We start from the raw sequence: 24,804 nt of genomic DNA on the forward strand, positions 1-24,804 counted from the left end.
CGTTTAATCTATGTTAAGTTACAGGGCAGAAGTGTATCAGTTCATGGATATTTTTCTTACTTTGTAAAATTACTTTCAACATGTTTATCGAAAAACTATTATTATGAAAACAACCCTATTTTGCATCTTCCTTTTGTTATCGGGTATAATATCCGCACAAACAATCGACAATCCTCCTTTCAAAGCCCGATCAGGAAGTATTTCCAACATCACCCGCATAGAACGTACTCCCGAAAACACAAGAGTATATATTCATGCCATCTTCCGCCCGCACTGGTGGATCATGGAAGATGGGGATACCTATCTGGAAGATGCTGCCACCAGAAAGAAATATATGTTTAAAAGTGCCGAAGGCATCGAGCTCAAAAAAGAAGTCTATATGCCGGCTTCAGGCACGATGGATTATGTTCTTGTTTTCGAACCGTTACCGTCAGAAACGCAAACGATTCATTTTCTCAATCCGACTGACCCCGAAGGCAATATTTACGATATATCGCTGGTACCGCAAAAGAAGAAAAAGTCTTCCCCTTTAGCCATCATCAAAGGCAATTGGTTCAAGACGGACGGTTCCGGTTCATGGGAATATGGAGTTTACGACTCCATCAGCATTCTGAATAACCGGATATACACCAATGAAAATATCCGAAAAAAGGGAAAGCGGATTGAAATGGCTTTAAAAGACAAACAGAGTCATGAAGAAATTGCTTTATCATTTACTCCACAAAAAGACGGAACGTGTAAGATTCAACAGAAAGGAACAGAAGAAATAGTATACAGCAAGGAAAGAACTCCGGTGACACTTGTTAATGCGGAAAATGACTTTCAGCAGTTCTTCCGTCAGGATTCAGCTTACCTGCAAGGGTATATAGACGGATACGATCCCCGTTTAGGGTTCGACACCGGTCTTATTTACCTGTCAAACGAACTCACTCGCGAAGATTATCCGACCGTTATCCAAATAGCTCCGAACGGCAGTTTTAGCTGTCGATTTATTATTAATCATCCGGTAGAATCATCGGTAGTACTGGGAAACAACTGGATTCCATTCTATATCGAACCCGGACAAACTCTCACCATGTATATCGACTGGGAAGCAGTAATGGCACGCAGCCGTGCACGCGACCATTACTTCCCTATCAGGAACACAGCATATATGGGACCATCTGCACCTCTCTCCTACTTACTGAAAGACCTTGACAAACTGATTACTTATCGCTACGAAGCTCTCACTAAAGCACAAAAGACACTGACTCCGAACCAATATAAGGAGCACATGAAACCTATCATTGCACAGTGGAAACAGGTCGCAGATTCCGTAAGCCAAATCTATCAGCCCTCCCTCAAGGCTGTTCATCTGATAAAAAACAAAGTAGATTTGCAAGCAGGAAACATGTTTTTTGACTTCTTGATGAGTAGGGATTACTATGCAAAACAGGATAGCACCAATCAGGTGTTGAAAGTAAAGGAAGACAACTCGTATTACAGCTTCCTGAAAAATATGCCACTCGACGATGCAACTGTACTTGCAAATACAAACGCAAGCACATTTATCAACCGCTTTGAATACATGGATCTGTTCCGGAAAGTGTATCCCGGTTATTCCTTTTCTCTATCAGACAGCATCGACTGCACGTATCCGGAGAAATCTCTGTTGACTTTCCTTAAAGAAAAAGGCGTGAAACTGAATGATGAGCAGGAAAAAATAAGACTTGAACAGGAAAAGTTGGCCGGAACTACTGTCAAAACCATCATCAAACAGATAATTGATGAAAACAAGAAGATAACACCACTCTATGAAAAGGAAGAAAAACTCGTACAAGAATATGACGCTTTATATACGAAGAAATTGGGGAAGAAGGAGAAATCCCAACAAGATAAAGACAGAGCCTTAATAAATTCGGACCGAAAATATGCTTTCAAGAAAGACTCTATCATTGCTCTATTATATCCTATTCCGAATCCAATACTCTGGCAAATAGCCAAGGTGCGGAGTCTTAATTATAGTTTGGAGGAGATCAAAGACAGGCAAATAGCACATGAATATGTGGACAGTATCAAACAAATATTCACCGAACCGTTTCTCGTAACGGAAACCAACCGAATATTAGAAAAAATACACCCGATAAATATAACGAACTCTTATCAGCTGCCTGAAGGAAAAGCAACTGAAGTATTCCGCAACATCATAAAGGATCATTCAGGCAAGGTTCTTTTTGTAGATTTCTGGGCAACAACTTGCGGACCTTGCCGTGGTGGAATAGAAGCAACTGCCGACTTGCGAAAGAAATACAAAGACCACCCGGAATTTCAATTCATCTATATCACAAGCCAGAAAGATTCGCCCGAGAAAGCCTACAAAAAATATGTAGAGAAGAATCTAAAAGGAGAAGCCTGTTACTATGTATCGGAAACAGAGTTTAACTACCTTCGCCAACTATTTCAATTTAATGCTATACCGCACTACGAACTTGTTGAAAAAGATGGCAGTATATCAAAAGAAGGTTTAAGCAGCCACAGTATCAGGAAATATCTGGATAATCATTTCGAAGTAAAAGGTGAATAGTATCAGGACCTCTAAATAACGGATGCCAATATAAGGCCACCCATAAAAGAATATCAAAAAAAGCAATGCAAAGCACGGAAACCATCTCATTTTTCCGTACCTTTGCATCGCTTTTAAATTAAAATCATAGAAATATGGACGATTCAAACCCGCGAACGTGCACAACTAGTATTAATTAAAGCGAACAGAGCCATTGAAGACCGATGCCTCTGCTCGTGTCAAACAAACGAAAGGAGGCAATAAGATGAGAACGTATCTTTATTGTGAGGCTGGCTTTGTGGAAAAAGCACAATGGCTTCCCAACAGCTGGGTAAATGTAGTATGCCCAAACAATGACGACTTTGAATTTCTAACTCAAACTCTCAACGTACCCGAATCATTTCTGAACGATATAGCCGACACGGACGAACGTCCGCGTACGGATACGGAAGGCAACTGGTTGTTGACGATTCTTCGTATCCCGGTAGTGAACAAACAGAATGGCAGTCTGCCTTTCGACACCGTACCGATTGGAATTATCACTAATAACGAGATTATTGTGTCCGTCTGTTATCACAACACGGATTTGTTACCGGATTTCATAGAGCATACCCGTCGAAAAGGGATCGTTGTACGCAACAAGCTGGATCTGATTTTCCGGTTAATCTATTCTTCTGCCGTGTGGTTCCTGAAATATCTAAAGCAGATAAACATAGACATCAGTGCCGCAGAAAAGGAACTGGAACGAAGCATCCGTAACGAAGACCTGCTTCGCCTGATGAGACTGCAAAAAACACTTGTCTACTTCAACACTTCCATCCGTGGAAATGAAGTAATGATCGGTAAGTTAAGGACTATTTTTCAGGATACGGATTATCTGGACACTGAATTAGTGGAAGATGTAATTATCGAGCTGAAACAGGCGCTCAATACGGTGAATATTTACAGTGATATCCTCACAGGGACAATGGATGCTTTTGCGTCTATTATCTCCAATAATGTGAATACGATCATGAAACGTATGACAAGTCTGTCCATCGTCCTAATGCTTCCGACATTGATTGCCAGTTTCTATGGCATGAATGTGGATATTCACCTGGAAGAAGTGCCCTTTGCTTTCTCTTTGATTGTGCTCTTTTCCATCGGATTGTCAACGCTTGCGTTTGTGATATTCCGAAAGATTAAGTGGTTCTAAAAGGAGAACATAAAAAAACAGCTTACCATCTATGATCCTTTATAAGGATTCTTTATGACGGTAAGCTGTAATTATACGTTTTTTATTCTATAGAGAATTAATTAAAAGAGAATGTTTAGAGAGAGAAATTAAAATATTTTATCCTTCTTTATTTGCTTTTCTTCCACCCAACGGAATAGATACCCCAACGAATCCATTAACAGAGTTAGAGTTCTTTCCTAAGAACATGTAGTCAGTTCCGACAAACACAGGACCTAATTTCAGACCCAAACCGAAGGATTTACCAGCTGACTGGATAGCTGAATAGCTAAGCGCTACATTGAACCAGCTTTTCGGACGGTAGTTTGCGGAGAATGTTAATTCTGTAAGAGCATCAGGCTGTACAAAACGAGTTGTTGACAATACACCGACTGCTAATTTGTTATTGAAGAATCCGTATTCTGCACCTAGTACAAGAGTAGAAGCAAGACGAGATTTACGAGATTCTTTAGCATCACTTACTTCGAGTTGCAACATGTCATAGTCAAGTACATCACCATTTGTTACACGGTCCATATATCCTTGAGCGTCATTCTGCAACTGATTTACAGCGTTCATAACAGTATTCGGATTATTCGGATCAACCATATTTGCATAGGTACTTCCTTTAATATCAATCGGATCCGGGTTAGCTGACGCGATTTTTGTGCTTGATTTCGACCAAGAAATAAAACCGAGATCAAGAACAGATGCAGACACTGTCAGATTATCCAATATTTTATAAGAAGCTCCCAAGTCGATACCAAAACCATAACCTGCAATACCCAATTTACCACTGTCAAAGTCGAAATCTGTAACATAGTCTTTACCTTCTTCTTCTTTCAATTCCAAACCTTTGAAAGAACTTTTCAGTTCTGCGCCAACAGTCAAGTTTGCATGATAATTATCAAACTTAGTTTTCAGTTCCTGTGCAGCTCTTATTGCTTCGGGAGTACTCATAGAATTCCAGTAGCTCTCACTAGACCATTTTGTGATTTCTGCATCGTTAGGTAAATTAGCATTCATCGCAACTTTATTAAGTTTCAACTCCATGTTGCCAATACCCAATAATGCTTTCACTCTAGCACCAACAGTCAAACGACTGTTAATTTGACGTGAAAGTCCTAAACCGACTTCTGTATAAGCATTAATGTTCAATCGCTGACCACTAATATCATAGTTACTGTTTCTCCAGTTTTCTTCAACTGTTTCCATCTCATTTAAGAAGGTAAACATATTCTTAGTCAAGTTAGCACCGATATCTGTACGCAGACCGATATTGAATGACCAGAAGTTCTTACCTTTGTACCATCCTGCAGAAAGAATCTCCGTACTGAAGTTCACATTCAACTTATTATTATCTTTCAGACGATTCATAAAATCTGGTTTAGTATAGAAATCGTCACCATCATCAATGATATCAATGATATCTTGATAACCTAATGAAGTAGAACCGACAGTTGCATTAACAGCGCCAATCACCGGAAGGTTGAAATAACCTTTCGTCGGTGTTAAAGCCGGATTTAGTTGTTGACGATAATGAGTACCTTCCATGAAATAAGAAGTACGTAAAAACTGTGCATTTGCAGAAAGAGTGCAAACCAACATCATAAAAAATACCCCAATAATTTTAGAAGACCACAATAGTTTGTTCGTTGCCATGATTTTAAACTTTTTAATTCTTATTATTGTTTGCAAAGATATAGTATTTCAATAACAAATAAAAGCACTAGGCAACACTTTTTCAGCCTAAACAGAACAATTTTAGGGTTATCCGTAACAAAATCGTGCTTATTTTGCAAAAAAATGTAGAATGTTTGTGCAAAATGAAACAAAGTGACTTTAGAAGTTCAAAGTTAGCTGCCCATCTCCTAATAGATTGAACGTCATTCGATGGTAAGGAGTGGTTCCACGTTCGGCAATGGCGGCGCGATGTTTTTTAGTTGGGTAGCCTTTATTGTGATCCCAGTCATAATAAGGAAACTCTTCGTGGAGACGGTTCATATAATCATCTCTGTATGTCTTAGCTAAAATAGAAGCCGCAGCTATTGAAAGATATTTCCCGTCGCCTTTCACTACCGTGGTATGGGGGATGCCGGGATATTTAGTGAAACGGTTTCCGTCGATCAGTAAATGCTGTGGGCGGGTAGTCAGTTGGTCCACTGCACGATGCATGGCTAAGAAAGAAGCCCGCAGGATATTTATTTCATCAATTTCTTCCGGTGACACGACGCCAACCGCCCAGGCTATCGCTTCCTTCTCTATTACCTCACGCAGTGCATAACGTTGCTTTTCCGACAGTTGCTTGGAATCATTCAACAGTTCATTCTTAAAATCTTTTGGAAGAATAACCGCAGCAGCGTATACTGCTCCCGCCAAACATCCACGACCGGCCTCATCACATCCGGCTTCAATCAGATTCTCGTTTAAATAAGGTAATAACATATTTATCGCTTCTATTTTGACACAAAGGTAATTCAAATTAAAAAAGGAGACTTGTTTTGCCTCCTTTTTCTTACTTCTTTCCTGCTTTTTTTAGAATAAACTCCAGGCAACCGTAAGCCCTGCCATTACAATGGCTACCATGCTCATTAGCTTTATTAAGATATTCAAGCTCGGCCCGGATGTATCTTTAAACGGATCGCCCACGGTATCTCCTACTACGGTTGCTTTATGAACTTCACCGCCTTTTCCTCCAAAGTTTCCTTCTTCTACATATTTCTTTGCATTATCCCATGCACCACCGGCATTAGCCATAAAGATAGCCAGTACGAAGCCACTGCTCAAGCCACCAATCAGCAAACCGAGCACACCGGGAACACCGAAAATAAGACCTGTAAGGATAGGGGCAATAATAGCGATTAAGGAAGGCACAACCATTTCACGTTGCGCACCTTTTGTTGATATTGCAACACAACGTTCGTAATCCGGCTCCGCTTCTCCTGTCAAAATACCCTTTATTTCACGGAATTGGCGACGTACTTCATCTACCATGTGCCCAGCTGCACGTCCTACGGCATTCATTGTCAATCCACAGAACAGGAAAGCCATCATGGAACCGAGGAACATACCCGAAAGAACTTTCGGATTCATCAGATGTACTTCATAATAATCCATGAAGTCGATAAAAGTAGCATTCGCCACACTGATGGAGCTACCATCCGCAAAGGTCAGATCTACATTACCAAGCCGTGTAAGGCCGATTCGGATTTCTTCAATATAAGAAGCCAGCAAAGCCAACCCTGTCAATGCAGCAGAACCGATTGCAAAACCTTTTCCGGTGGCAGCAGTCGTATTCCCCAATGAATCGAGCGCATCGGTACGTTTGCGGACTTCGGCACCCAAGCCGGACATTTCCGCGTTACCTCCTGCATTATCCGCAATCGGGCCGTAAGCATCCGTTGCCAGAGTGATGCCTAAAGTAGAAAGCATGCTGACAGCCGCAATACCGATTCCATACAGTCCCATACCGACATTGGCAAAATCGCCGGCGGAAGCCAACAGATAGGAAGCAATGATACCAATCACGACTGCAATTACCGGAATAGCCGTAGAAAGCATACCTAAACCGATACCGGAGATAATTACGGTGGCGGGTCCGGTCTTACCGCTTTCACTTAGTTTCTGGGTAGGGCGATAGGATTGGGAAGTATAATATTCTGTAGAACGTCCAATGATAATACCTACCAATAGTCCGACTACTACGGCACAAGAAATCCAAATCCAGTTATCAAGTTGCAGAAGCCACAGAATAAGGAATGTAGCAGCAACAATTAATACGGAACTAAGATTCGTACCGAAAGCCAACGAACCGAGCAGGTCCTTCATTGTCGCATTCTCCTTGGTACGGACAGCGAATATACCTATAATAGAAAGGATAATACCAACAGCCGCAATCAGCATCGGGGCGATCACTGCCTTGAATTGCATCACTGTATCTGCCGAATGGATAAAAGCAGCAGCACCCAGAGCGGCTGTTGCCAGAATCGAGCCACAGTAAGATTCGTATAAATCGGCTCCCATACCGGCCACGTCGCCTACATTATCGCCCACATTATCGGCAATAGTGGCAGGATTACGAGGGTCATCTTCCGGGATTCCGGCTTCTACTTTGCCTACCAAGTCGGCTCCGACATCGGCTGCCTTTGTATAGATACCACCGCCTACACGGGCAAAGAGCGCCTGGGTAGAAGCTCCCATACCAAATGTCAGCATGGTGGTAGTGATTACACAGAGTTTATGAGTAGGTGTCAGTGCATCAGCAGGAATCACTGCATTCAGCAACAGATACCAAAAAGAAATATCGAGCAGCCCCAGGCCAACGACCACCAGTCCCATCACGGCACCACTTCGGAAAGCAATTCTTAATCCTGCATTCAGAGAAGTACGGGCAGCATTAGCGGTACGAGCGGACGCGTATGTCGCCGTCTTCATCCCCAGAAATCCGGAAAGTCCGGAGAAGAATCCACCTGTAAGGAAAGCAATGGGAACCCAAGCATTCTGTACATGAAAACCGTATGCCATAATTGAAAACAAAATAACCAGCCCCAAGAATACCCAACCTACTATTTTGTATTGTTGTTTTAGATAAGACATAGCTCCTTTGCGTACAGCAGCAGCTATTTTTATCATTTGGGGTGTACCTTCACTCTCTTTCATCATTTGCTTATGAAAGTAATAAGCAAAGCAGAGGGCTAACACGGAAGCGACTGGAACGAGCCAGAAAAGAATGTTGTCCATAGGGTCAATTTTTAAAGGATTACGGAGGCTAAAAGTATGGAAATCAATCGAAATAAGCAAGTAAAAAAGAAAGAATTTACAGAGTTGAATCATTCTATTTTTATACGTCACTTTGGACAAATGAGCAGATGGTAGTTATTTTTAGACATAAGAACAAAAGAACATAAAAGCTGCGCTTTGAAAATTATTTCTGTTGCTTATTGAACGGCTATTCTATTTTTTGTTCTTATGTTCTTCTGTCTGAATTAAATTTCTATTTAACCAGAAACTGCCTGGTTTGGGACCAATTGCCACTAATGATTTTATTAGTTATTTTTAAGCAAGTGTTTACCTATTAATAGTTATTTCATTGCCTAACAAATTTTCGTTTGACTATAGTCAAGCGATAGTTCAACATATGTCAAGCGTTCGTTCAACTATAGTCAAACGAAAACTCCTTAGGCAATTGAAAAAATAATATAAGCAAGAGAAAGAAATAAAAGCTGCATACTGACGAGTTATTGCCAGCAATAGTATCTTGGGATATTTCTGTATAGAAATGAACTAATTTCAGTTCAAATTCAAACAAGAAGGCAACGAATGACAGTCAATAACGACTAACTATCTGCCATTCTCTGCTTATTTTGCTGGGCAAACTCCGTAGGAGTAACTCCAAACTGTTTCTGAAATACTTTGGCGAAGTAAGAAGGTGACTGAAATTCTACCCTGTCACAAATTTCATTGGTGCGCAGTTCTCCCTCCTGCAACAATTCCGCAGCATGTTTTAGCCGGATGATACGGATAAATCGAGTGAGGAAAGGTCGGTCAATGCCAACGAAATGATCGTAAAAGAGATCCCGCAGATACTTGTCGAACTCGACCCAAGCTACAACATCACGAACGACTTACGCCTCTGGCTTAGTTTCCGCTATTTCGGCAAGACGTACGCCAATCTTCAGGAAGCGCTCTACTTCAACGGCCGCTGGGAAACGTTCGGAGGAATCAACTGGAACGTAAACAAACACCTGTCTCTAGGTGCAACAGTCATCAACTTCCTGAATCAGAAAGGAGCCAGCGGAACCATCAACGGTTCGGAACTGATTACGAAAGAAGAAGCTGCCCAGTACGCCGGAAATTATATGAGTGGAAATTATTTACGCCCATTCACCGTAGAATTTAGCGCAAGCATCAAATTCTAGTTCATACCAAACAAATTATAATTATCTTTGTGGCATTATATGCCCACAAACTAACTAATACCTAATTAATTATTAAAAAACCATGAAGAAACTTTTCGTATTACTTACGGCATTGTTTACCCTGGCACAAGTGAACGCCCAGGAAAAGAACGTTATCCGCATCGCAACGGACAACACAGACTTAATTCTCCAAGTAGCTCCCAACGGACGACTTTATCAGGCTTATCTGGGCGATAAGTTGCTGAACGAGAAAGACATCAACAACTTTTCTCCATACGTGAAAGGAGGCAGTGACGGCAGCGTATCCACCCGTGGATGGGAAGTATATCCGGGCTCCGGCGCCGAGGATTATTTTGAACCGGCTGTAGCAATCACGCACAATGATGGAAACCCAAGCACGATTCTCCGTTATGTATCTTCCGAACAAAAAGCAGTGGCAGGCGGCACGGAGACAGTCATCCAACTGAAAGACGATCAGTACCCGGTGGAAGTCACGCTGCATTACATCGCTTATCCGAAAGAAAACGTCATCAAGACGTGGAGTGAAATCAAACATGCTGAAAAGAAACCTGTCACCATCTGGCGTTATGCCTCGACCATGCTTTATTTCTCGGGAAACGAGTATTATCTGACTGAATTCAGCAGCGACTGGGCTAAAGAAGCACAAATGAGCACACAACCTCTATTGTTCGGTAAAAAGGTGATCGACACCAAACTGGGAAGCCGTGCCGCCATGCATACCCACCCGTTCTTCGAACTTGGTTTTGAACAACCGGCACAGGAAACACAAGGACGTGCCATGCTAGGGACTATCGGATGGACAGGCAACTTCCAGTTTACCTTTGAAGTGGACAACGTAGGCAACCTCCGCGTCATCCCCGCCATCAACCCGTATGCATCTGATTATGAACTAAAACCGAACGAAGTATTTACCACTCCCGAATTTATCTTTACTTTCAGCAACAACGGTACGGGCGAAGCCAGCCGCAACCTCCACGCATGGGCACGCAACTACCAACTGAAAGACGGACAAGGCGACCGCATGACTTTATTGAACAACTGGGAAAATACGTACTTCAAATTCGATGAGAAACTGCTTGCCGAACTGATGAAAGAAGCCAAACATCTGGATGTAGACATGTTCTTGTTGGATGATGGCTGGTTCGGCAACAAGCATCCGCGCAACAGCGACAATGCCGGACTGGGTGACTGGGAAGTGATGAAATCCAAACTGCCGGGCGGTATTCCCGCACTCGTGAAGTCTGCCAAAGAAGCCGGAGTGAAATTCGGTATCTGGATCGAACCGGAGATGATAAACCCCAAAAGTGAATTATTCGAGAAGCATCCTGACTGGGCAATCACACTGCCCAATCGCGAAACATACTATTACCGTAACCAACTGGTGCTCGATCTTAGCAATCCGAAAGTACAGGATTTTGTGTTTGGCGTAGTGGATAACATCCTGACAGCGAACCCGGAAGTAGCTTTCTTTAAATGGGACTGCAACTCTCCCATCACAAATATTTATTCTCCCTATTTGAAGAATAAACAAGGACAACTTTATATCGACCATGTACGTGGTATATATAATGTATTGGAACGTATCAAAGACAAATATCCGAACGTACCGATGATGCTTTGCTCCGGCGGTGGCGCCCGTTGCGACTACGAAGCATTGAAATACTTTACAGAATTCTGGTGCAGTGACAATACAGACCCGATAGAGCGCCTGTTTATCCAATGGGGATTCTCACAAATCTTCCCTGCAAAAGCAATGGATGCACACGTAACCAGCTGGAACAAGAAGACAAGCGTGAAATTCCGTACCGATGTAGCAAGTATGTGTAAACTGGGCTTCGATCTCGGACTGAAAGAGCTGAATGCGGACGAACAGACTTTTTGCCAAAATGCAGTTGCCAACTGGACGCGTCTGAAGAAAGTGATTCTGGATGGTGACCAGTACAGACTGGTTTCTCCATACGATGGTAATCACATGTCTGTCATGTACGCCGCACCGGATAAGAACAAAGCAGTGCTTTATACCTACGATATCCACCCACGTTTCGGTGAGAAGCTGCTCCCGGTTAAACTTCAGGGATTGGATGCGAAGAAAATGTATAAGGTGAAAGAAATCAACCTGATGCCGAACTCTAAATCGAATCTTGCTGCCAATGAGAAGACTTATTCAGGAGATTATCTGATGAAAGTAGGAATCAATGCTTTCACTACCAATCAGGCTTTCAGCCGTGTGATTGAGCTGACTGCCGAATAATATTCACCACAGAAGTACGGAGGACACAGTGTTTTATACTATTGATACTAAACAAAGTATATGCGCTGCGTCTTCCGTGTTCTCTGTAGAAAAAAACAATAATCAATTAATCCTCTTCAATCTTTACGGCTGTGCCGTTAGCAGTCACCATCAGCATACTGCCACTACCTCCAACTGTCTCATAATCCAAATCAACACCTATCACGGCATTAGCTCCCATTTGAGCTGCTTGTGCCTCCATTTCCTTCAACGCTGTATCTTTTGCCATACGCAGCACTTCTTCATAAGAACCGGAACGACCACCCACAATATCCCGAATACTTGCAAACAAGTCGCGGAATACATTGGCACCTATGATTGTCTCTCCGGAAACTATTCCATAATATTTCACTATTCGTTTTCCCTCAATGATGGGAGTGGTTGTCATCAGCATAGTTTTTTCTTTATTAGTTATACGTATTTAGTTAGACGCAAGTCCCCCTAAAAAAGTTGCAGCTACACCGTAATTTCTTACGATATAGCTGCGATTAATGTTAAAGAGAGAGAATTTATATAATATGAGCATGGTCTCACGACCCTCCTAATATTCAATGAACATTTTGTTTCTTTACCTATTAGACGCACAAAAGCTCAAATCACTGCACTTGAAGGCATCTTTTTTTAGTTAAAGAATAAAAAAAGCCGCCATCCCACAGGAATAGCGGCTTATATTGTTAGAACATCTTGCTGACGCGTTCAATTCCCGCCACCAATGTATCTATTTCCGATTTCGTATTGTACATGGCAAACGAAGCCCGTACAGTTCCTTCTATACCAAGACGTTGCATGAGAGGTTGTGCACAATGATGTCCCGTCCTCACGGCAATACCCAAACGATCCAGCAACGTTCCGAGGTCGAAATGATGGATATCTCCTACCAGGAAGGAGATGACTGCTCCCCGTTCGGCTGCTTCACCGAATATACGCATCTGGGGAATCTCTTTCAGCCGTTGCAAAGCGTAAGTTGTCAGTTCATGCTCATGGGCGGCTATCTGCTCAAGTCCATGTCCATTCACGTAATCAAGGGCTTTTGCCAGTCCGGTAGTTCCGATATAGTCGGGCGTGCCGGCTTCAAACTTGAAAGGAAGTTCGTTGAAAGTGGTCTTCTCAAAAGAGACATGCTGAATCATCTCTCCTCCTCCCTGATAAGGCGGAAGGCGGTCTAACCACTCTTCTTTTCCATAAAGCACTCCGACACCTGTCGGACCGTATATTTTATGGGCAGAGAACACCAGAAAATCAGCATCCAACTCCTGTACGTCCACTTTCATGTGAGGGATAGACTGTGCAGCGTCTATCAGGCAAGGTACGCCGTACGCATGAGCCGTTGCAATCATTTCTTTCACCGGATTCACCGTACCCAGCACATTCGAAACATGAACCACGCTGACTATTTTCGTTCGTTCGGAAAATAGTTTTTCGTATTCATCCAGCAAGAGTTCGCCTTTGTCATTCATTGGAATCACTTTGATGGCAATTCCCTTTCGGGCAGCCAACAGTTGCCAGGGAACGATGTTACTATGATGTTCCATCACGGAAAGAATCACTTCATCCCCCTCTTCCATAAATTCGTCACCAAAGCTGGAAACAAGCAGGTTGATGCTTTCCGTTGTTCCGCGAGTAAAAACAACTTCGTTCGTGCTACGGGCGTTAATAAACTGACGCACCGTTTCACGGGAAGCCTCATGCAATTCCGTAGCTTGTTGCGAAAGATAATGCACACCGCGATGCACATTGGCATTAACGGAATAATATTCATCCACCAACGCATCAACTACCAGACGGGGTTTCTGCGTCGTCGCACCGTTGTCGAAATAAACCAAAGGTTTACCATAAACCGTACGGCTCAATATCGGAAAATCCTCACGTATCTTTTGAATATCCACGTTTATTAATTATTAGTGGTTACTTACAAATGGCACAGCCCTGACATCTATTCAGCTCGCCACGGAAACGTTTCTCTACCAACAGATGCAGGCGATCTTTCAGTGCCTCCAAACGAATGGTATCAATCACTTCATTGACAAATGCGAACATCAATAACAAACGGGCTTCTTTCTCTGCAATACCTCGTGAACGCATATAGAATAGTGCACCCTCATCCAACTGGCCTACCGTTGCTCCATGCGAACATTTCACATCATCCGCGTAAATCTCCAATTGAGGTTGTGTGTACATTCTCGCATCACGCGTAGCACAAAGATTCCGGTTAGTCTGCTGGGAGTTCGTATGTTGCGCATCGGGACGCACCAATACCAATCCGGCAAACGCGCCTACCGACTGATCGTCGAGTACGTACTTGAACAGCTCATTGCTTGTGCAGTTCGGTACGGCATGGTCGATGCTTGTATGATTGTCTACGTGCTGGTTCTTATCGGCAATTGCCATGCCACAGAGGTTTATCTCGGCTCCTTCTCCTGCCAACAATACTTCAGTGGTGTTGCGGGTAGTACCATTATGCAAAGTCATTCCATTCAACAATACATTGCTGTTTGCCTCCTGCTTTACATACAGGTTACTGATACGGACGGTGCTTGTATGTGTTTCTTCCAGTTCATACATATCGAATACCGTGTTCTCACCTGCAAAGACTTCAATCACTTGTGTTGCCAGGAAGTTCACGTTATCCATTGCATGGTCACAAATCAGCAGACGGGCTTGCGCGCCATCCTCCAGGATGATTAGTACGCGGCGGTTCACCATGAAGTTGACATCTGCACGCAGGATATTTACCAGCTGGATCGGTTTTTCTACCACTACATTCTTCGGCACATAAAATACAACGCCGTCTTGCGCAAAAGCTGTATTGAAAGCAGTCACCCCATCTTTGGAAGTATCTGCCAACTGGCCGTAATACTTCTTCACCAATTCCGGATGCTGTTCGGCCACTTCTTTCAAGCTGCCGAAAATCACACCTTCCGGCAGATTGACTTTAGGAAGTGCTCTATTATAAAATGCGTCATTTACCACAAAATACAGGGCGGTACTCATATTCGGCACATCGCACTTAAACACTTCATACGGATTGACCGGAATAGCCAGACGATTCAAGTTTAAACCATAATCCGGTTCAAAATACTTGCTCACATCCGTATATTTGTACTTCTCCATCTTACGGGTCGGAAATCCGAGGCGTTCAAAATCGGCAAATGCAGCTGCACGAGGCGCATTCAGCACTTCGGCGCTATGCTTGCAGATCATTGCTTCCGTCTGTGAGAAGAGGTCTATATATTGTTGTTCAACTATCATAACTTATTATTTGTTATTCCCCTACTTCTTTCTTGATCCAATCATATCCTTTTTCTTCCAGTTCCAGTGCAAGTTCCGGTCCGGCAGTTTTTACGATACGACCTTTATAAAGGACATGTACAATATCAGGTTTGATATAATCAAGCAAACGTTGGTAGTGGGTAATAACGATCGTGCTTGTTTCAGGAGTTTTCAGTTTGTTCACTCCTTCCGCAACAATACGGAGCGCATCAATATCCAAACCGGAGTCCGTTTCATCAAGGATACTCAACCGCGGTTCCAACATGGCCATCTGGAAAATCTCATTCCGTTTCTTTTCACCACCCGAAAAACCTTCATTCACCGAGCGGTTAGCCAACTTATTATCCAACTCTACTACCGCACGTTTCTCACGCATCAGTTTCAGAAACTCACTGGCTGTCAGCGCAGGCAGACCTTTATATTTGCGTTGCTCATTCACAGCAGCACGCATAAAGTTGACCATGCTCACACCCGGAATCTCTACCGGATACTGGAAACTAAGAAAGATTCCTTCATGGCTACGATCTTCAGGACTCAACTCCAACAGGTTCTTTCCATAAAACGTGACCGAACCTTTTGTTACCTCAAAAGCCGGATTTCCCACCAATACGGAAGAAAGCGTACTTTTACCGGAACCATTCGGCCCCATAATAGCGTGCACCTCACCGGGATTCACCGTCAGGTTAATACCCTTCAATATCTCTTTGCCATTAATGCTGGCATGCAGGTCTTTTATTTCTAACATGATTATATTTACTAATTAATCGTTTCTTTATATATTAATATTTACTTACTATAATAACCTTTTAGAAATTCACGTTTGATATGATACCAGGCTAATTTACAACCTTCAGCAATATATGCTGATATCAAAATTAACAATTTACCTAATGTTTTCATAAAGCAAGTATATTATGTATATTGTAATCTGATATAATGTAGTTTTCTACATTATATCACTATCCCACACTTCCTTCCAACGAGATAGTAAGCAATTTCTGTGCTTCTACCGCAAATTCCATCGGAAGTTTATTCAATACTTCTTTTGCATATCCGTTCACAATAAGTCCGATAGCATCTTCTGTCGGAATACCGCGCTGGTTGCAATAGAATATCTGGTCTTCACTGATCTTGCTCGTTGTGGCCTCATGTTCCACCACTGCCGTTTCATTGTGAATATCCATATAAGGGAAAGTATGCGCACCGCATTTATCTCCCAACAAGAGAGAGTCACACTGGCTATAATTACGGGCATTATCCGCTTTCTCGGCCACACGTACCAACCCACGATAGGAATTCTCACTATGTCCGGCGGAGATACCTTTACTTACAATCGTACTGCGAGTGTTCTTGCCCAGATGAATCATTTTCGTTCCGGTATCAGCTTGCTGATAGTTGTTCGTTACAGCTACGGAATAGAATTCAGCGGTCGAGTTATCGCCTGTCAGAATACAGGAAGGGTATTTCCAAGTGATTGCCGAACCAGTTTCCACTTGTGTCCAGGATAATTTACTATCCACTCCCTTGCAGTTACCGCGTTTAGTCACAAAGTTGTATACACCGCCCTTACCTTCCGCATCGCCCGGATACCAGTTCTGAACAGTACTATATTTTACCTCTGCACGGTCGTGCACGATTATCTCAACGATAGCGGCATGCAACTGATTTTCATCCCGCATCGGCGCCGTACATCCTTCCAGATAAGAAACGTATGAATCGTCGTCTGCCACAATCAGCGTACGTTCAAACTGCCCCGTGTTACGGGCATTGATACGGAAATAGGTGGAAAGTTCCATCGGACAACGTACACCTTTCGGAATATACACGAAAGAGCCGTCAGAAAAGACAGCGGAGTTCAACGCGGCAAAGAAATTATCCCGGTAACCTACCACCGAGCCCATATATTTCTTCACCAAATCGGGATGTTCCCGCACGGCTTCACTGAACGAGCAGAAGATAATTCCTTTCTCCATCAGCGTTTCCTTGAAGGTAGTCTTTACGGAAACGGAGTCCATAACGGCATCCACCGCCATTCCGCTAAGAGCCATCTGTTCCTCCAAAGGAATACCCAGTTTATTAAACGTCTTTATCAATTCGGGATCGACTTCCTCCATGCTCTTCGGTCCTTCTTTCTTCTTCGTCGGATCGGCATAATAAGAAATCGCCTGATAGTCAATTTCAGGGATACGGAGATGTGCCCAAGTCGGCATCTCCAGCGTCAGCCAGTGGCGGTACGCTTTCAGGCGAAACTCCAGCAACCACTCCGGTTCGTCTTTTTTCGATGAAATCAGACGAATGACATCTTCATTAAGTCCACGCTCAATGATATCTGTATGCACCTCTGTGGTGAAGCCGTATTTATATTTCTCCTCCGCAAATTTCCGGACAAACTCATTATCAGTCTTCTTTTCGAGTTCGTCTTTCTGATTGGGTTTCATTTTATTGGGTTCTTCTTGTTGCATCTTTATTCTCTAATATATATTGTTGCGTCATATTCTTCGCAGCAGGGAAAAAGATCCCCGCAAACGTTTCCATCGGATAATATAACAAAGATTCTTCCTTTTTTGTTGCACTAATTAACTTATTATCGCTGTCTACAAACTCTATCGCACCGATCACTACACTCGTTAACAACAAAAACTTAAGTGCTCCCAGCCCACTCCCTAACCAGCGGTTCAGCCAGTTCAGCGAAATTGCCTGCATTGCTTTTGTCAATAACGAAGCTATCAGTACAAAAATCAACGGCACGGCAATCCAAATCATGATAAAAGCCAACACCTGCGCAACTGTCATCGAATCCGTCACTGTCGGGCAAAGTTTCTCCGCCAAAGAGGCATACAAAGCTTTCGCCGCCAACAGCCCGACTATTAACCCCAAAATAGAGGCCAACTGACGGATAAAGCCTTTTACAAAGCCTACCACCGCTCCGGCGCCTATTACAATAAGGATAATGATATCAATCGTTGCCACGTTGTGATTTATGATTTGTGATTTATGATTTATGTTCCTGTGATTTATGATCGATGATTTATATTTCTGTCAGGTGATAAAACAATAAAGTGGTAAGGTGGTGTCCCATATAAAATAGTACCACATTACCACCCATCTATTGTTGCAACCATTACTTCGCGAATGGCCTTATACCCTTATAATTCATAAATCATAACTCATAAATCATAAAGTCTGTTTCACTTCTATTTCTTCGAATGTCTCGATCATATCGCCTACCTTCATGTCGTTGCAGTTCACCAGACTGATACCACACTCGAAGTTTGTACCTACTTCCTTCACATCGTCCTTGAAGCGCTTCAACGCGTTGATGTTTCCGGTAAAGATGACGATACCATCGCGGATCAAACGAGCCTTGTCGCTTCGTTTCACCTTTCCGGTCTTCACCATTGCACCGGCTACCAAACCCACCTTCGTGATGTTGAATACTTCGCGGATTTCGATAGTTGCCGTGATTTGTTCCTTCAGTTCCGGAGCCAACATACCTTCCATAGCAGCCTTCACCTCTTCGATTGCATCGTAGATGACAGAGTACTTACGGATGTCGACACCTTCCTGTTCAGCCATCTTAGCGGCAGCACCCGAAGGACGCACCTGGAATCCGACGATAATCGCATCCGAAGCGGCAGCCAGAGAAACATCCGACTCGGAAATTGCTCCCACACCCTTATGGATGACATTTACCTGGATTTGTTCCGTAGACAACTTGATTAACGAGTCGCTCAATGCTTCAACAGAACCGTCCACGTCACCCTTAACGATGATGTTCAATTCCTGGAAGTTACCCAAAGCAATACGACGGCCCAACTCATCCAACGTAAGGATCTTCTGCGTACGCAAGCCCTGTTCACGAGCTAACTGTTCACGTTTGTTGGTGATTTCACGAGCTTCCTGATCGCTTTCAACAACATGGAATGTATCACCTGCAGCAGGTGCACCATTCAATCCCAATACCAAAGCCGGTTCAGAAGGTCCTGCTTCTTTGATGCGTTGGTTACGTTCGTTGAACATAGCCTTCACACGTCCGTAGCTGGTTCCTGCCAGTACGATGTCTCCCACTTTCAGAGTACCGTTAGATACCAATACAGTAGCTACATATCCACGTCCCTTATCCAGTGAAGATTCGATGATGGAACCCGTAGCATTACGGTCCGGATTTGCTTTCAGGTCGAGCATTTCTGCTTCGAGCAATACTTTTTCCAGCAAATCTTCCACACCCATACCTTTCTTGGCAGAGATATCTTGTGACTGATACTTACCACCCCATTCTTCAACAAGGTAATTCATTGCAGCCAGTTCTTCTTTAATCTTATCCGGATTCGCAGTCGGTTTATCCACCTTATTGATTGCAAATACAATAGGTACACCGGCAGCCATCGCGTGATTGATTGCTTCCTTTGTCTGCGGCATCACGTTATCATCGGCAGCCACAATAATGATAGCAATATCCGTTACTTTCGCACCACGTGCACGCATAGCGGTAAACGCTTCGTGACCCGGAGTATCGAGGAACGTGATACGGCGACCGTCTTCCAGTTGCACGTTATATGCACCGATATGCTGTGTAATACCTCCGGCTTCACCGGCAATTACGTTCGCCTTACGGATATAGTCGAGCAAAGAGGTCTTACCGTGGTCAACGTGTCCCATCACTGTAACAATCGGAGCGCGCGGTTGCAAATCTTCCGGTGCATCTTCTTCTTCAACGATAGCTTGTGCCACTTCCGCACTTACATATTCTGTCTTGAATCCGAACTCTTCTGCCACCAGATTGATTGTTTCCGCATCCAGACGCTGGTTGATAGAAACCATGATACCAATACTCATACAAGTAGCGATAACCTGATTGACAGATACATCCATCATCGTTGCCAGTTCGTTAGCCGTAACAAACTCGGTCAACTTCAATACCTTGCTGTCTGCCATTTCCTGATCTTCCAATTCCTGCATACGGTTGGAAGCCATTTCACGCTTTTCTTTACGGTATTTGGACGTCTTGTTCTTACCTTTGGTTGTCAGACGTGCAAGAGTTTCTTTTACCTGTTTTGCTACGTCTTCCTCGCTCACTTCCTGTTTGATAACCGGCTTCTTGAAGCGATCCTTATTATTGTTGTTATTTCTTCTGTTATTATTTCCTTGTCCGCCCTGACCGTTGTTATTGCCATTACCATTGCCGCCTTTACCTTGTATATTAGGTCTCGGCGCAGCAAAGTTGGAAGTCGCAACGTTATTAACGTCTACCTTTTCTTTATTGATACGGTTACGTTTTTTCTTAGCAGCATCCGCGCTTTCTTTCGGACCGTTCTTCACCACTTTAGAATCATCCTTACGGATTTCTTTGATGATGGCTTCCTTCATCAGTTTCTTCTGATCCTGACGGATTTTCTCTTTCTCTTCACGTTCGCGACGCTTCTCCTCCTTCGATTTCTTCTTCGGACGAGTAGACTGGTTCAATGCAGCCAAGTCGATCTGACCGATCACATTGATCTTCGCGCCTAATTCCGGTTGACGGATTTTGAAAACACCATCATCCTCCGGAGCTTTTTCTGCTACCGGGGTTACTTCAGCCTGTGCAGTTTCCACCTTTTTTTCTTCTTTATGTTCTTCCGCCTTCACAGGTGCAGTTTCTACTACCTTCGGCTCTTCTTTTTTCACTTCTTCTACTACTTTTTCAACTTCTACCGGCTTCGTCTCCACTACAGGTTCCGGCACTACTACGGGCTCAACTACCACTGGAGTAGGCTCTACTACAGAAACAGGAGGTATCACCACCTCTTCTTTCTTCACCTCGGGTTCTCTTTTCTCGGGCTCCTTTTTTACTTCGGGTTTAACGACGGGCCGTTCTACAACAGGTTCTTCTTGTTTCTGTTCCGGTTCCTTCTCCACCTTTTCAGGTTTACGACCATTCAGTTTATCCAAATCAATTTTTCCGACAGGTTTAAACTTCGGACGTGCATCCTCAGGTACGACTGTCTTAATCACATCTTCCGACTTCTGTTTCTCCGGCTGCTTTTCGAAGCCTTCAATCGAAACAGACGCCTTATTACGTTCCTTATTCTGACGTTCCTGTATGAAACGCTCCGATTCAAGTCTAAGGTTCTTATCTGTACTAAACTCTTTTACGAGTATAGCGTATTGCTCCTCGCTAATTTTGGTATTAGGATTAGCCTCTACGGTATGCCCTTTCTTTTGCAGGAACTCAACTACCGTCGCGATTCCTACGTTCAAATCTCTTGTAACTTTGTTTAACCTTATCGTCATATTTTAAAATTAATGAATAAATGGAGCTTTAAGAAGTTGAGAGTGGAGAGTGGAGAGTTGAGAGTGAAATGAGTATGGATTTCTTTCACTCCCAACTCTCAATTCTCAATTCTCAATTTCTTCACCTTCTTCAAACTCCGATTTCAAAATGCGTATTACCTCGTCCACTGTCTCTTCTTCCAAGTCCGTCTTTTCAATCAACATCTCACGAGGAGCATTCAACACAGCCTTCGCTGTATCAATGCCGATAGCCTTGATGGCGTCGATCACCCATCCGTCGATTTCGTCTCTGAATTCGTCGAGATAGATATCTTCATCCGCTACATTCTCATCCAACTCACGGAACACGTCGATAGTGTACTCAGTTAACATACTGGCCAGTTTGATGTTCAAACCGCCTTTACCGATAGCCAGCGAAACTTCTTCCGGTTTGAGGAAAACCTCCGCTTTCTTCTCTTCCTCATTCAGACGGATAGAAGAAATCTTAGCCGGGCTTAAAGCGCGCTGTATAAACAATGAGATGTTCGATGTGTAATTGATTACGTCGATGTTCTCATTGCGAAGTTCACGAACAATGCCATGAATACGACTTCCCTTTACACCTACACAGGCTCCTACAGGGTCGATTCTGTCATCGTAAGATTCTACCGCGATCTTGGCACGTTCGCCAGGGATACGGGCAATCTTCTTGATGGTAATCAAACCATCATTAATTTCGGGTACTTCCATCTCGAACAAACGTTGCAGGAAAACGGGAGAAGTACGTGACAAGATAATCTTAGGATTATTATTCTTGTTATCCACGCGGGCAACTACTGCACGGGCCGTTTCACCTTTGCGATAGAAATCGCTCGGGATTTGTTCGGTCTTAGGCAACAGCAACTCGTTTCCTTCATCATCTAAGAGCAACATTTCTTTCTTCCAGATCTGATACACTTCTGCATTGATGATTGTACCTACCTTATCTATATATTTATTATAAATACTGTCTTTCTCGAGTTCTAGAATCTTGGAAGCCAATGTCTGGCGAAGATTCAGGATAGCACGACGTCCAAATTTGGCAAAGATCACTTCGTCAGTCACCTCTTCACCTTCTTCGTAGGAAGCATCAATTTTCTGTGCTTCGCTCAACGAAATCTGCATATTCGGGTTAGTCAAATCTTCATCGGCCACAACTTCACGGTTACGCCAGATCTCGAAGTCACCCTTATCCGGGTTCACGATCACGTCGTAATTCTCATCGGTGCCAAACATTTTCGCGATTACGCTACGGAACGACTCTTCGAGTACGCTAACCATCGTCGTTCTATCGATATTCTTCAGTTCCTTAAATTCCGAAAATGTATCAATCAAGCTGATTGTTTCTTCTTTTTTGGCCATAACTATTTAAAGCTAATTAAGTATTTAGTATATTTTATTTGCTCATAAGTAAAGGTTTCGTCCTCTTCTTGCAGTTTCGGACGTTTTGCTCCTTCTAGTTTTACTTTCTTTTGTACGGCTACCGTAAACTTCTCTTCATCGGCATCTTTCAGTATGCCGGCCAGTTTGCGTCCGTCTTTAGTCAATACCTCCACTTCTTGTCCGATGTGGATATAATACTGTTGCAGTACTTTAAAGGGCTGTCCGATACCGGCCGACCCTACTTCCAGTTCATAATCTTCCTCTTCACGGTTCAGTTTTGACTCTATGTAGCGGCTAAGCTCCACACAATCTTCGATCCAAACACCTTCTGCATGGTCAATTTCGACCACAATTTTGTCATCCGGGCTCACAGTTACTTCTACTAAAAAGTAGTCTTTTCCTTCCAGCCACTCATCTACAATCTGACAAACAGTTTTCTTTTCTATCATTTATTAACTATATAAGAACAAAAAAAGGAGCTTAATTGCCCCTCCACCTTTCATCCGTTTCCGGTTGCAAAGATATAAATAATCTATTCGACTACAAAAGATTAAAGAAAAAAAGTATGAATTAACAGTGCTATATTCGTATCTTTACGCCACAATTCAAAAAATAACGACTATGGCACATCGTCTCAACACAAATAAACAGTTTATGGTAGGTAACGGAATTCTTGCTTTTGCCGTCATTTTTGTCGTGGTTATTTTCGTATACATGAGTATGCGGCTACAACGGGAAAAGCAGGAAGAACGTCATTTCATCGAAAGCTACACAATCAGTCTGGTAAAAGGTTTTGCCGGAGATTCTATCTCTTTGTTTGTCAACGACAGTCTTATCTCCAATAAAACCATATCGGAAGAGCCTTACACGGTAGAAGTAGGACGTTTTGCAGAACAAAGCGCTTTATTGATCGTAGATAATAACACAGAATTAGTCTCTACGTTTGATCTTAGCGAAAAAGGAGGGACTTATCAGTTTGAAAAAGAATCGGACGGAATTAAACAATTAGCCAAATAATAAAGGCATATCCCCCTATTACGTATCATAACGAACCATTATCAGGAATGTATAAGATTTAGAAAACAGCCAGAAATAGGAGCTTACAAGGCTTTACCCAAGATAGAATAAACTAAGTTCGTGACAATGCGAGAATATTATCTTGGCTGTAAAGCATTTTATATTTCCGTACGGTACTTTCTCAATTCTCCCCGCAAGGCCAATGCTTTTCCTTCTGTAAATTGATTCAGCAATGCCCAGAATCGTTCGCTATGATTCATCTCGCGGGTATGGCATAATTCGTGCAACAACACGTAGTCTATCAAATGAGAAGGCAGCAAAACCAGGTAATAGGATAAATTAATAGCTTTTCGAGCCGAACAACTCCCCCATCTGCCCTGACTGGAGTTTATTTTCACACTCGAATAGGGCAATCCGCATTGCTTGGACAAAAAGGCCAAACGTGAAGGCAGAATACTTTTGGCATTTCGTCTCAATGATTCTTCAATAACCTTATGCAACCAGCTTTGCAGTTTCTCATCTGTAAAATCGGCATGAGGCGGACAAACGATCTCCATTACACCCAACCGGGAATTAGCCAGAAACTGATCTTTCTCGCCCGACACCAAAGATAGTTTAAAATGCTCCGCATCAATCTTATAATTCAAATCAATCAACGGACGAGCGATTTTTTGCCGGGAGGCCAGAAGTTTTCCACGCAAATTCTCGATGGCCTGTTTCACTTCTTTCAGGGTAGTACCGGGAGGAACTGAAACATAAACAGCATCACTCTTGGTACGAAACACAAGACTTCTCGCACGTGAATTGACGCGTATCACCAGACGCCCTAACTCATCATCTTCTATAATCTTATCCATTATAA

General features: G+C 43.0%; 18 protein-coding genes and 1 pseudogene. 5 read left to right on the plus strand and 14 right to left on the minus strand.

What is annotated here, in order from left to right; all coding sequences use genetic code 11:
- The first annotated feature begins 103 nt into the window (after positions 1-103).
- Both DW173_RS16250 and DW173_RS16255 read left to right on the plus strand, forming a co-directional pair.
- Complete coding sequence (locus DW173_RS16250) at positions 104-2,563, plus strand: TlpA family protein disulfide reductase (RefSeq protein WP_120144774.1); 2,460 nt, start codon at positions 104-106, stop codon at positions 2,561-2,563.
- Between the two features lie 244 nt (positions 2,564-2,807).
- The gene (locus DW173_RS16255; protein WP_008770430.1) at positions 2,808-3,737 is read left to right on the plus strand and encodes a magnesium transporter CorA family protein; all 930 of its coding nucleotides are present in this window, start codon (positions 2,808-2,810) and stop codon (positions 3,735-3,737) included.
- A gap of 138 nt (positions 3,738-3,875) precedes the next feature.
- Here the strand turns inward: DW173_RS16255 and DW173_RS16260 are convergent, their stop codons facing one another.
- The 4 genes from DW173_RS16260 to DW173_RS16275 all read right to left on the minus strand — a co-directional run bounded on the left by DW173_RS16260 (position 3,876) and on the right by DW173_RS16275 (position 9,244).
- The gene (locus DW173_RS16260) at positions 3,876-5,417 is read right to left on the minus strand and encodes a DUF5723 family protein (protein ID WP_120144775.1); all 1,542 of its coding nucleotides are present in this window, start codon (positions 5,415-5,417) and stop codon (positions 3,876-3,878) included.
- A 180-nt stretch (positions 5,418-5,597) separates the two neighbouring features.
- Entirely contained in the window at positions 5,598-6,200 is a 603-nt protein-coding gene (locus DW173_RS16265; protein ID WP_117809337.1) for a ribonuclease HII, read from the minus strand.
- A gap of 90 nt (positions 6,201-6,290) precedes the next feature.
- Positions 6,291-8,495, minus strand: coding sequence for a sodium-translocating pyrophosphatase (locus tag DW173_RS16270; RefSeq protein ID WP_120144797.1), 2,205 nt, complete (start codon positions 8,493-8,495; stop codon positions 6,291-6,293).
- Between the two features lie 596 nt (positions 8,496-9,091).
- The gene (locus tag DW173_RS16275; protein ID WP_369904721.1) at positions 9,092-9,244 is read right to left on the minus strand and encodes a helix-turn-helix domain-containing protein; all 153 of its coding nucleotides are present in this window, start codon (positions 9,242-9,244) and stop codon (positions 9,092-9,094) included.
- Between the two features lie 51 nt (positions 9,245-9,295).
- Here DW173_RS16275 and DW173_RS16280 point away from each other — a divergent pair.
- Together DW173_RS16280 and DW173_RS16285 are read left to right on the plus strand one after the other, a co-directional pair.
- Positions 9,296-9,673, plus strand: a pseudogene (locus tag DW173_RS16280) (TonB-dependent receptor); the annotation flags it as partial.
- Positions 9,674-9,755: 82 nt separating this feature from the next.
- Complete coding sequence (locus tag DW173_RS16285) at positions 9,756-11,945, plus strand: alpha-galactosidase (RefSeq protein ID WP_120144776.1); 2,190 nt, start codon at positions 9,756-9,758, stop codon at positions 11,943-11,945.
- A gap of 106 nt (positions 11,946-12,051) precedes the next feature.
- Here the strand turns inward: DW173_RS16285 and DW173_RS16290 are convergent, their stop codons facing one another.
- From DW173_RS16290 to rimP, 9 genes are all read right to left on the minus strand, one after another.
- Entirely contained in the window at positions 12,052-12,378 is a 327-nt protein-coding gene (locus DW173_RS16290) for a heavy metal-binding domain-containing protein (protein WP_004315412.1), read from the minus strand.
- Between the two features lie 280 nt (positions 12,379-12,658).
- Positions 12,659-13,870: an aminotransferase class V-fold PLP-dependent enzyme gene (locus DW173_RS16295; protein WP_120144777.1), complete on the minus strand. Its 1,212-nt coding sequence runs from the start codon at positions 13,868-13,870 to the stop codon at positions 12,659-12,661.
- 19 nt (positions 13,871-13,889) lie between these two features.
- Positions 13,890-15,233 (minus strand): Fe-S cluster assembly protein SufD, encoded by a 1,344-nt coding sequence (gene sufD / locus DW173_RS16300; protein ID WP_120144778.1) that lies wholly within the window; start codon positions 15,231-15,233, stop codon positions 13,890-13,892.
- 13 nt (positions 15,234-15,246) lie between these two features.
- Positions 15,247-15,999: a Fe-S cluster assembly ATPase SufC gene (sufC, locus tag DW173_RS16305; protein WP_004307398.1), complete on the minus strand. Its 753-nt coding sequence runs from the start codon at positions 15,997-15,999 to the stop codon at positions 15,247-15,249.
- 214 nt (positions 16,000-16,213) lie between these two features.
- Complete coding sequence (sufB, locus tag DW173_RS16310; protein ID WP_004309458.1) at positions 16,214-17,716, minus strand: Fe-S cluster assembly protein SufB; 1,503 nt, start codon at positions 17,714-17,716, stop codon at positions 16,214-16,216.
- Positions 17,694-18,224 carry a CvpA family protein gene (locus tag DW173_RS16315; RefSeq protein ID WP_004309457.1) on the minus strand — a complete coding sequence of 177 codons (531 nt, stop codon included), beginning with the start codon at positions 18,222-18,224 and terminating at the stop codon, positions 17,694-17,696. The genes sufB and DW173_RS16315 overlap by 23 nt, the downstream gene beginning before the upstream one ends.
- A gap of 204 nt (positions 18,225-18,428) precedes the next feature.
- The gene (gene infB / locus DW173_RS16320; RefSeq protein ID WP_008642742.1) at positions 18,429-21,524 is read right to left on the minus strand and encodes a translation initiation factor IF-2; all 3,096 of its coding nucleotides are present in this window, start codon (positions 21,522-21,524) and stop codon (positions 18,429-18,431) included.
- A 105-nt stretch (positions 21,525-21,629) separates the two neighbouring features.
- Positions 21,630-22,904, minus strand: coding sequence for a transcription termination factor NusA (nusA, locus tag DW173_RS16325; protein WP_118195439.1), 1,275 nt, complete (start codon positions 22,902-22,904; stop codon positions 21,630-21,632).
- A gap of 2 nt (positions 22,905-22,906) precedes the next feature.
- Positions 22,907-23,374: a ribosome assembly cofactor RimP gene (rimP, locus tag DW173_RS16330; protein ID WP_008642741.1), complete on the minus strand. Its 468-nt coding sequence runs from the start codon at positions 23,372-23,374 to the stop codon at positions 22,907-22,909.
- Positions 23,375-23,546: 172 nt separating this feature from the next.
- Here rimP and DW173_RS16335 point away from each other — a divergent pair, with 172 nt between their 5' ends.
- Positions 23,547-23,942 carry a hypothetical protein gene (locus tag DW173_RS16335; protein WP_120144779.1) on the plus strand — a complete coding sequence of 132 codons (396 nt, stop codon included), beginning with the start codon at positions 23,547-23,549 and terminating at the stop codon, positions 23,940-23,942.
- 158 nt (positions 23,943-24,100) lie between these two features.
- On the opposite strand, the gene DW173_RS16340 is transcribed toward DW173_RS16335, so the two are convergent.
- Positions 24,101-24,799, minus strand: a complete 699-nt coding sequence (locus DW173_RS16340) for a SprT family zinc-dependent metalloprotease (protein WP_118195441.1) — start codon at positions 24,797-24,799, stop codon at positions 24,101-24,103.
- Positions 24,800-24,804: the final 5 nt, after the last annotated feature.

This window comes from Bacteroides sp. AM16-13, from assembly GCF_003602705.1.
Taxonomy (GTDB): domain Bacteria; phylum Bacteroidota; class Bacteroidia; order Bacteroidales; family Bacteroidaceae; genus Bacteroides; species Bacteroides xylanisolvens.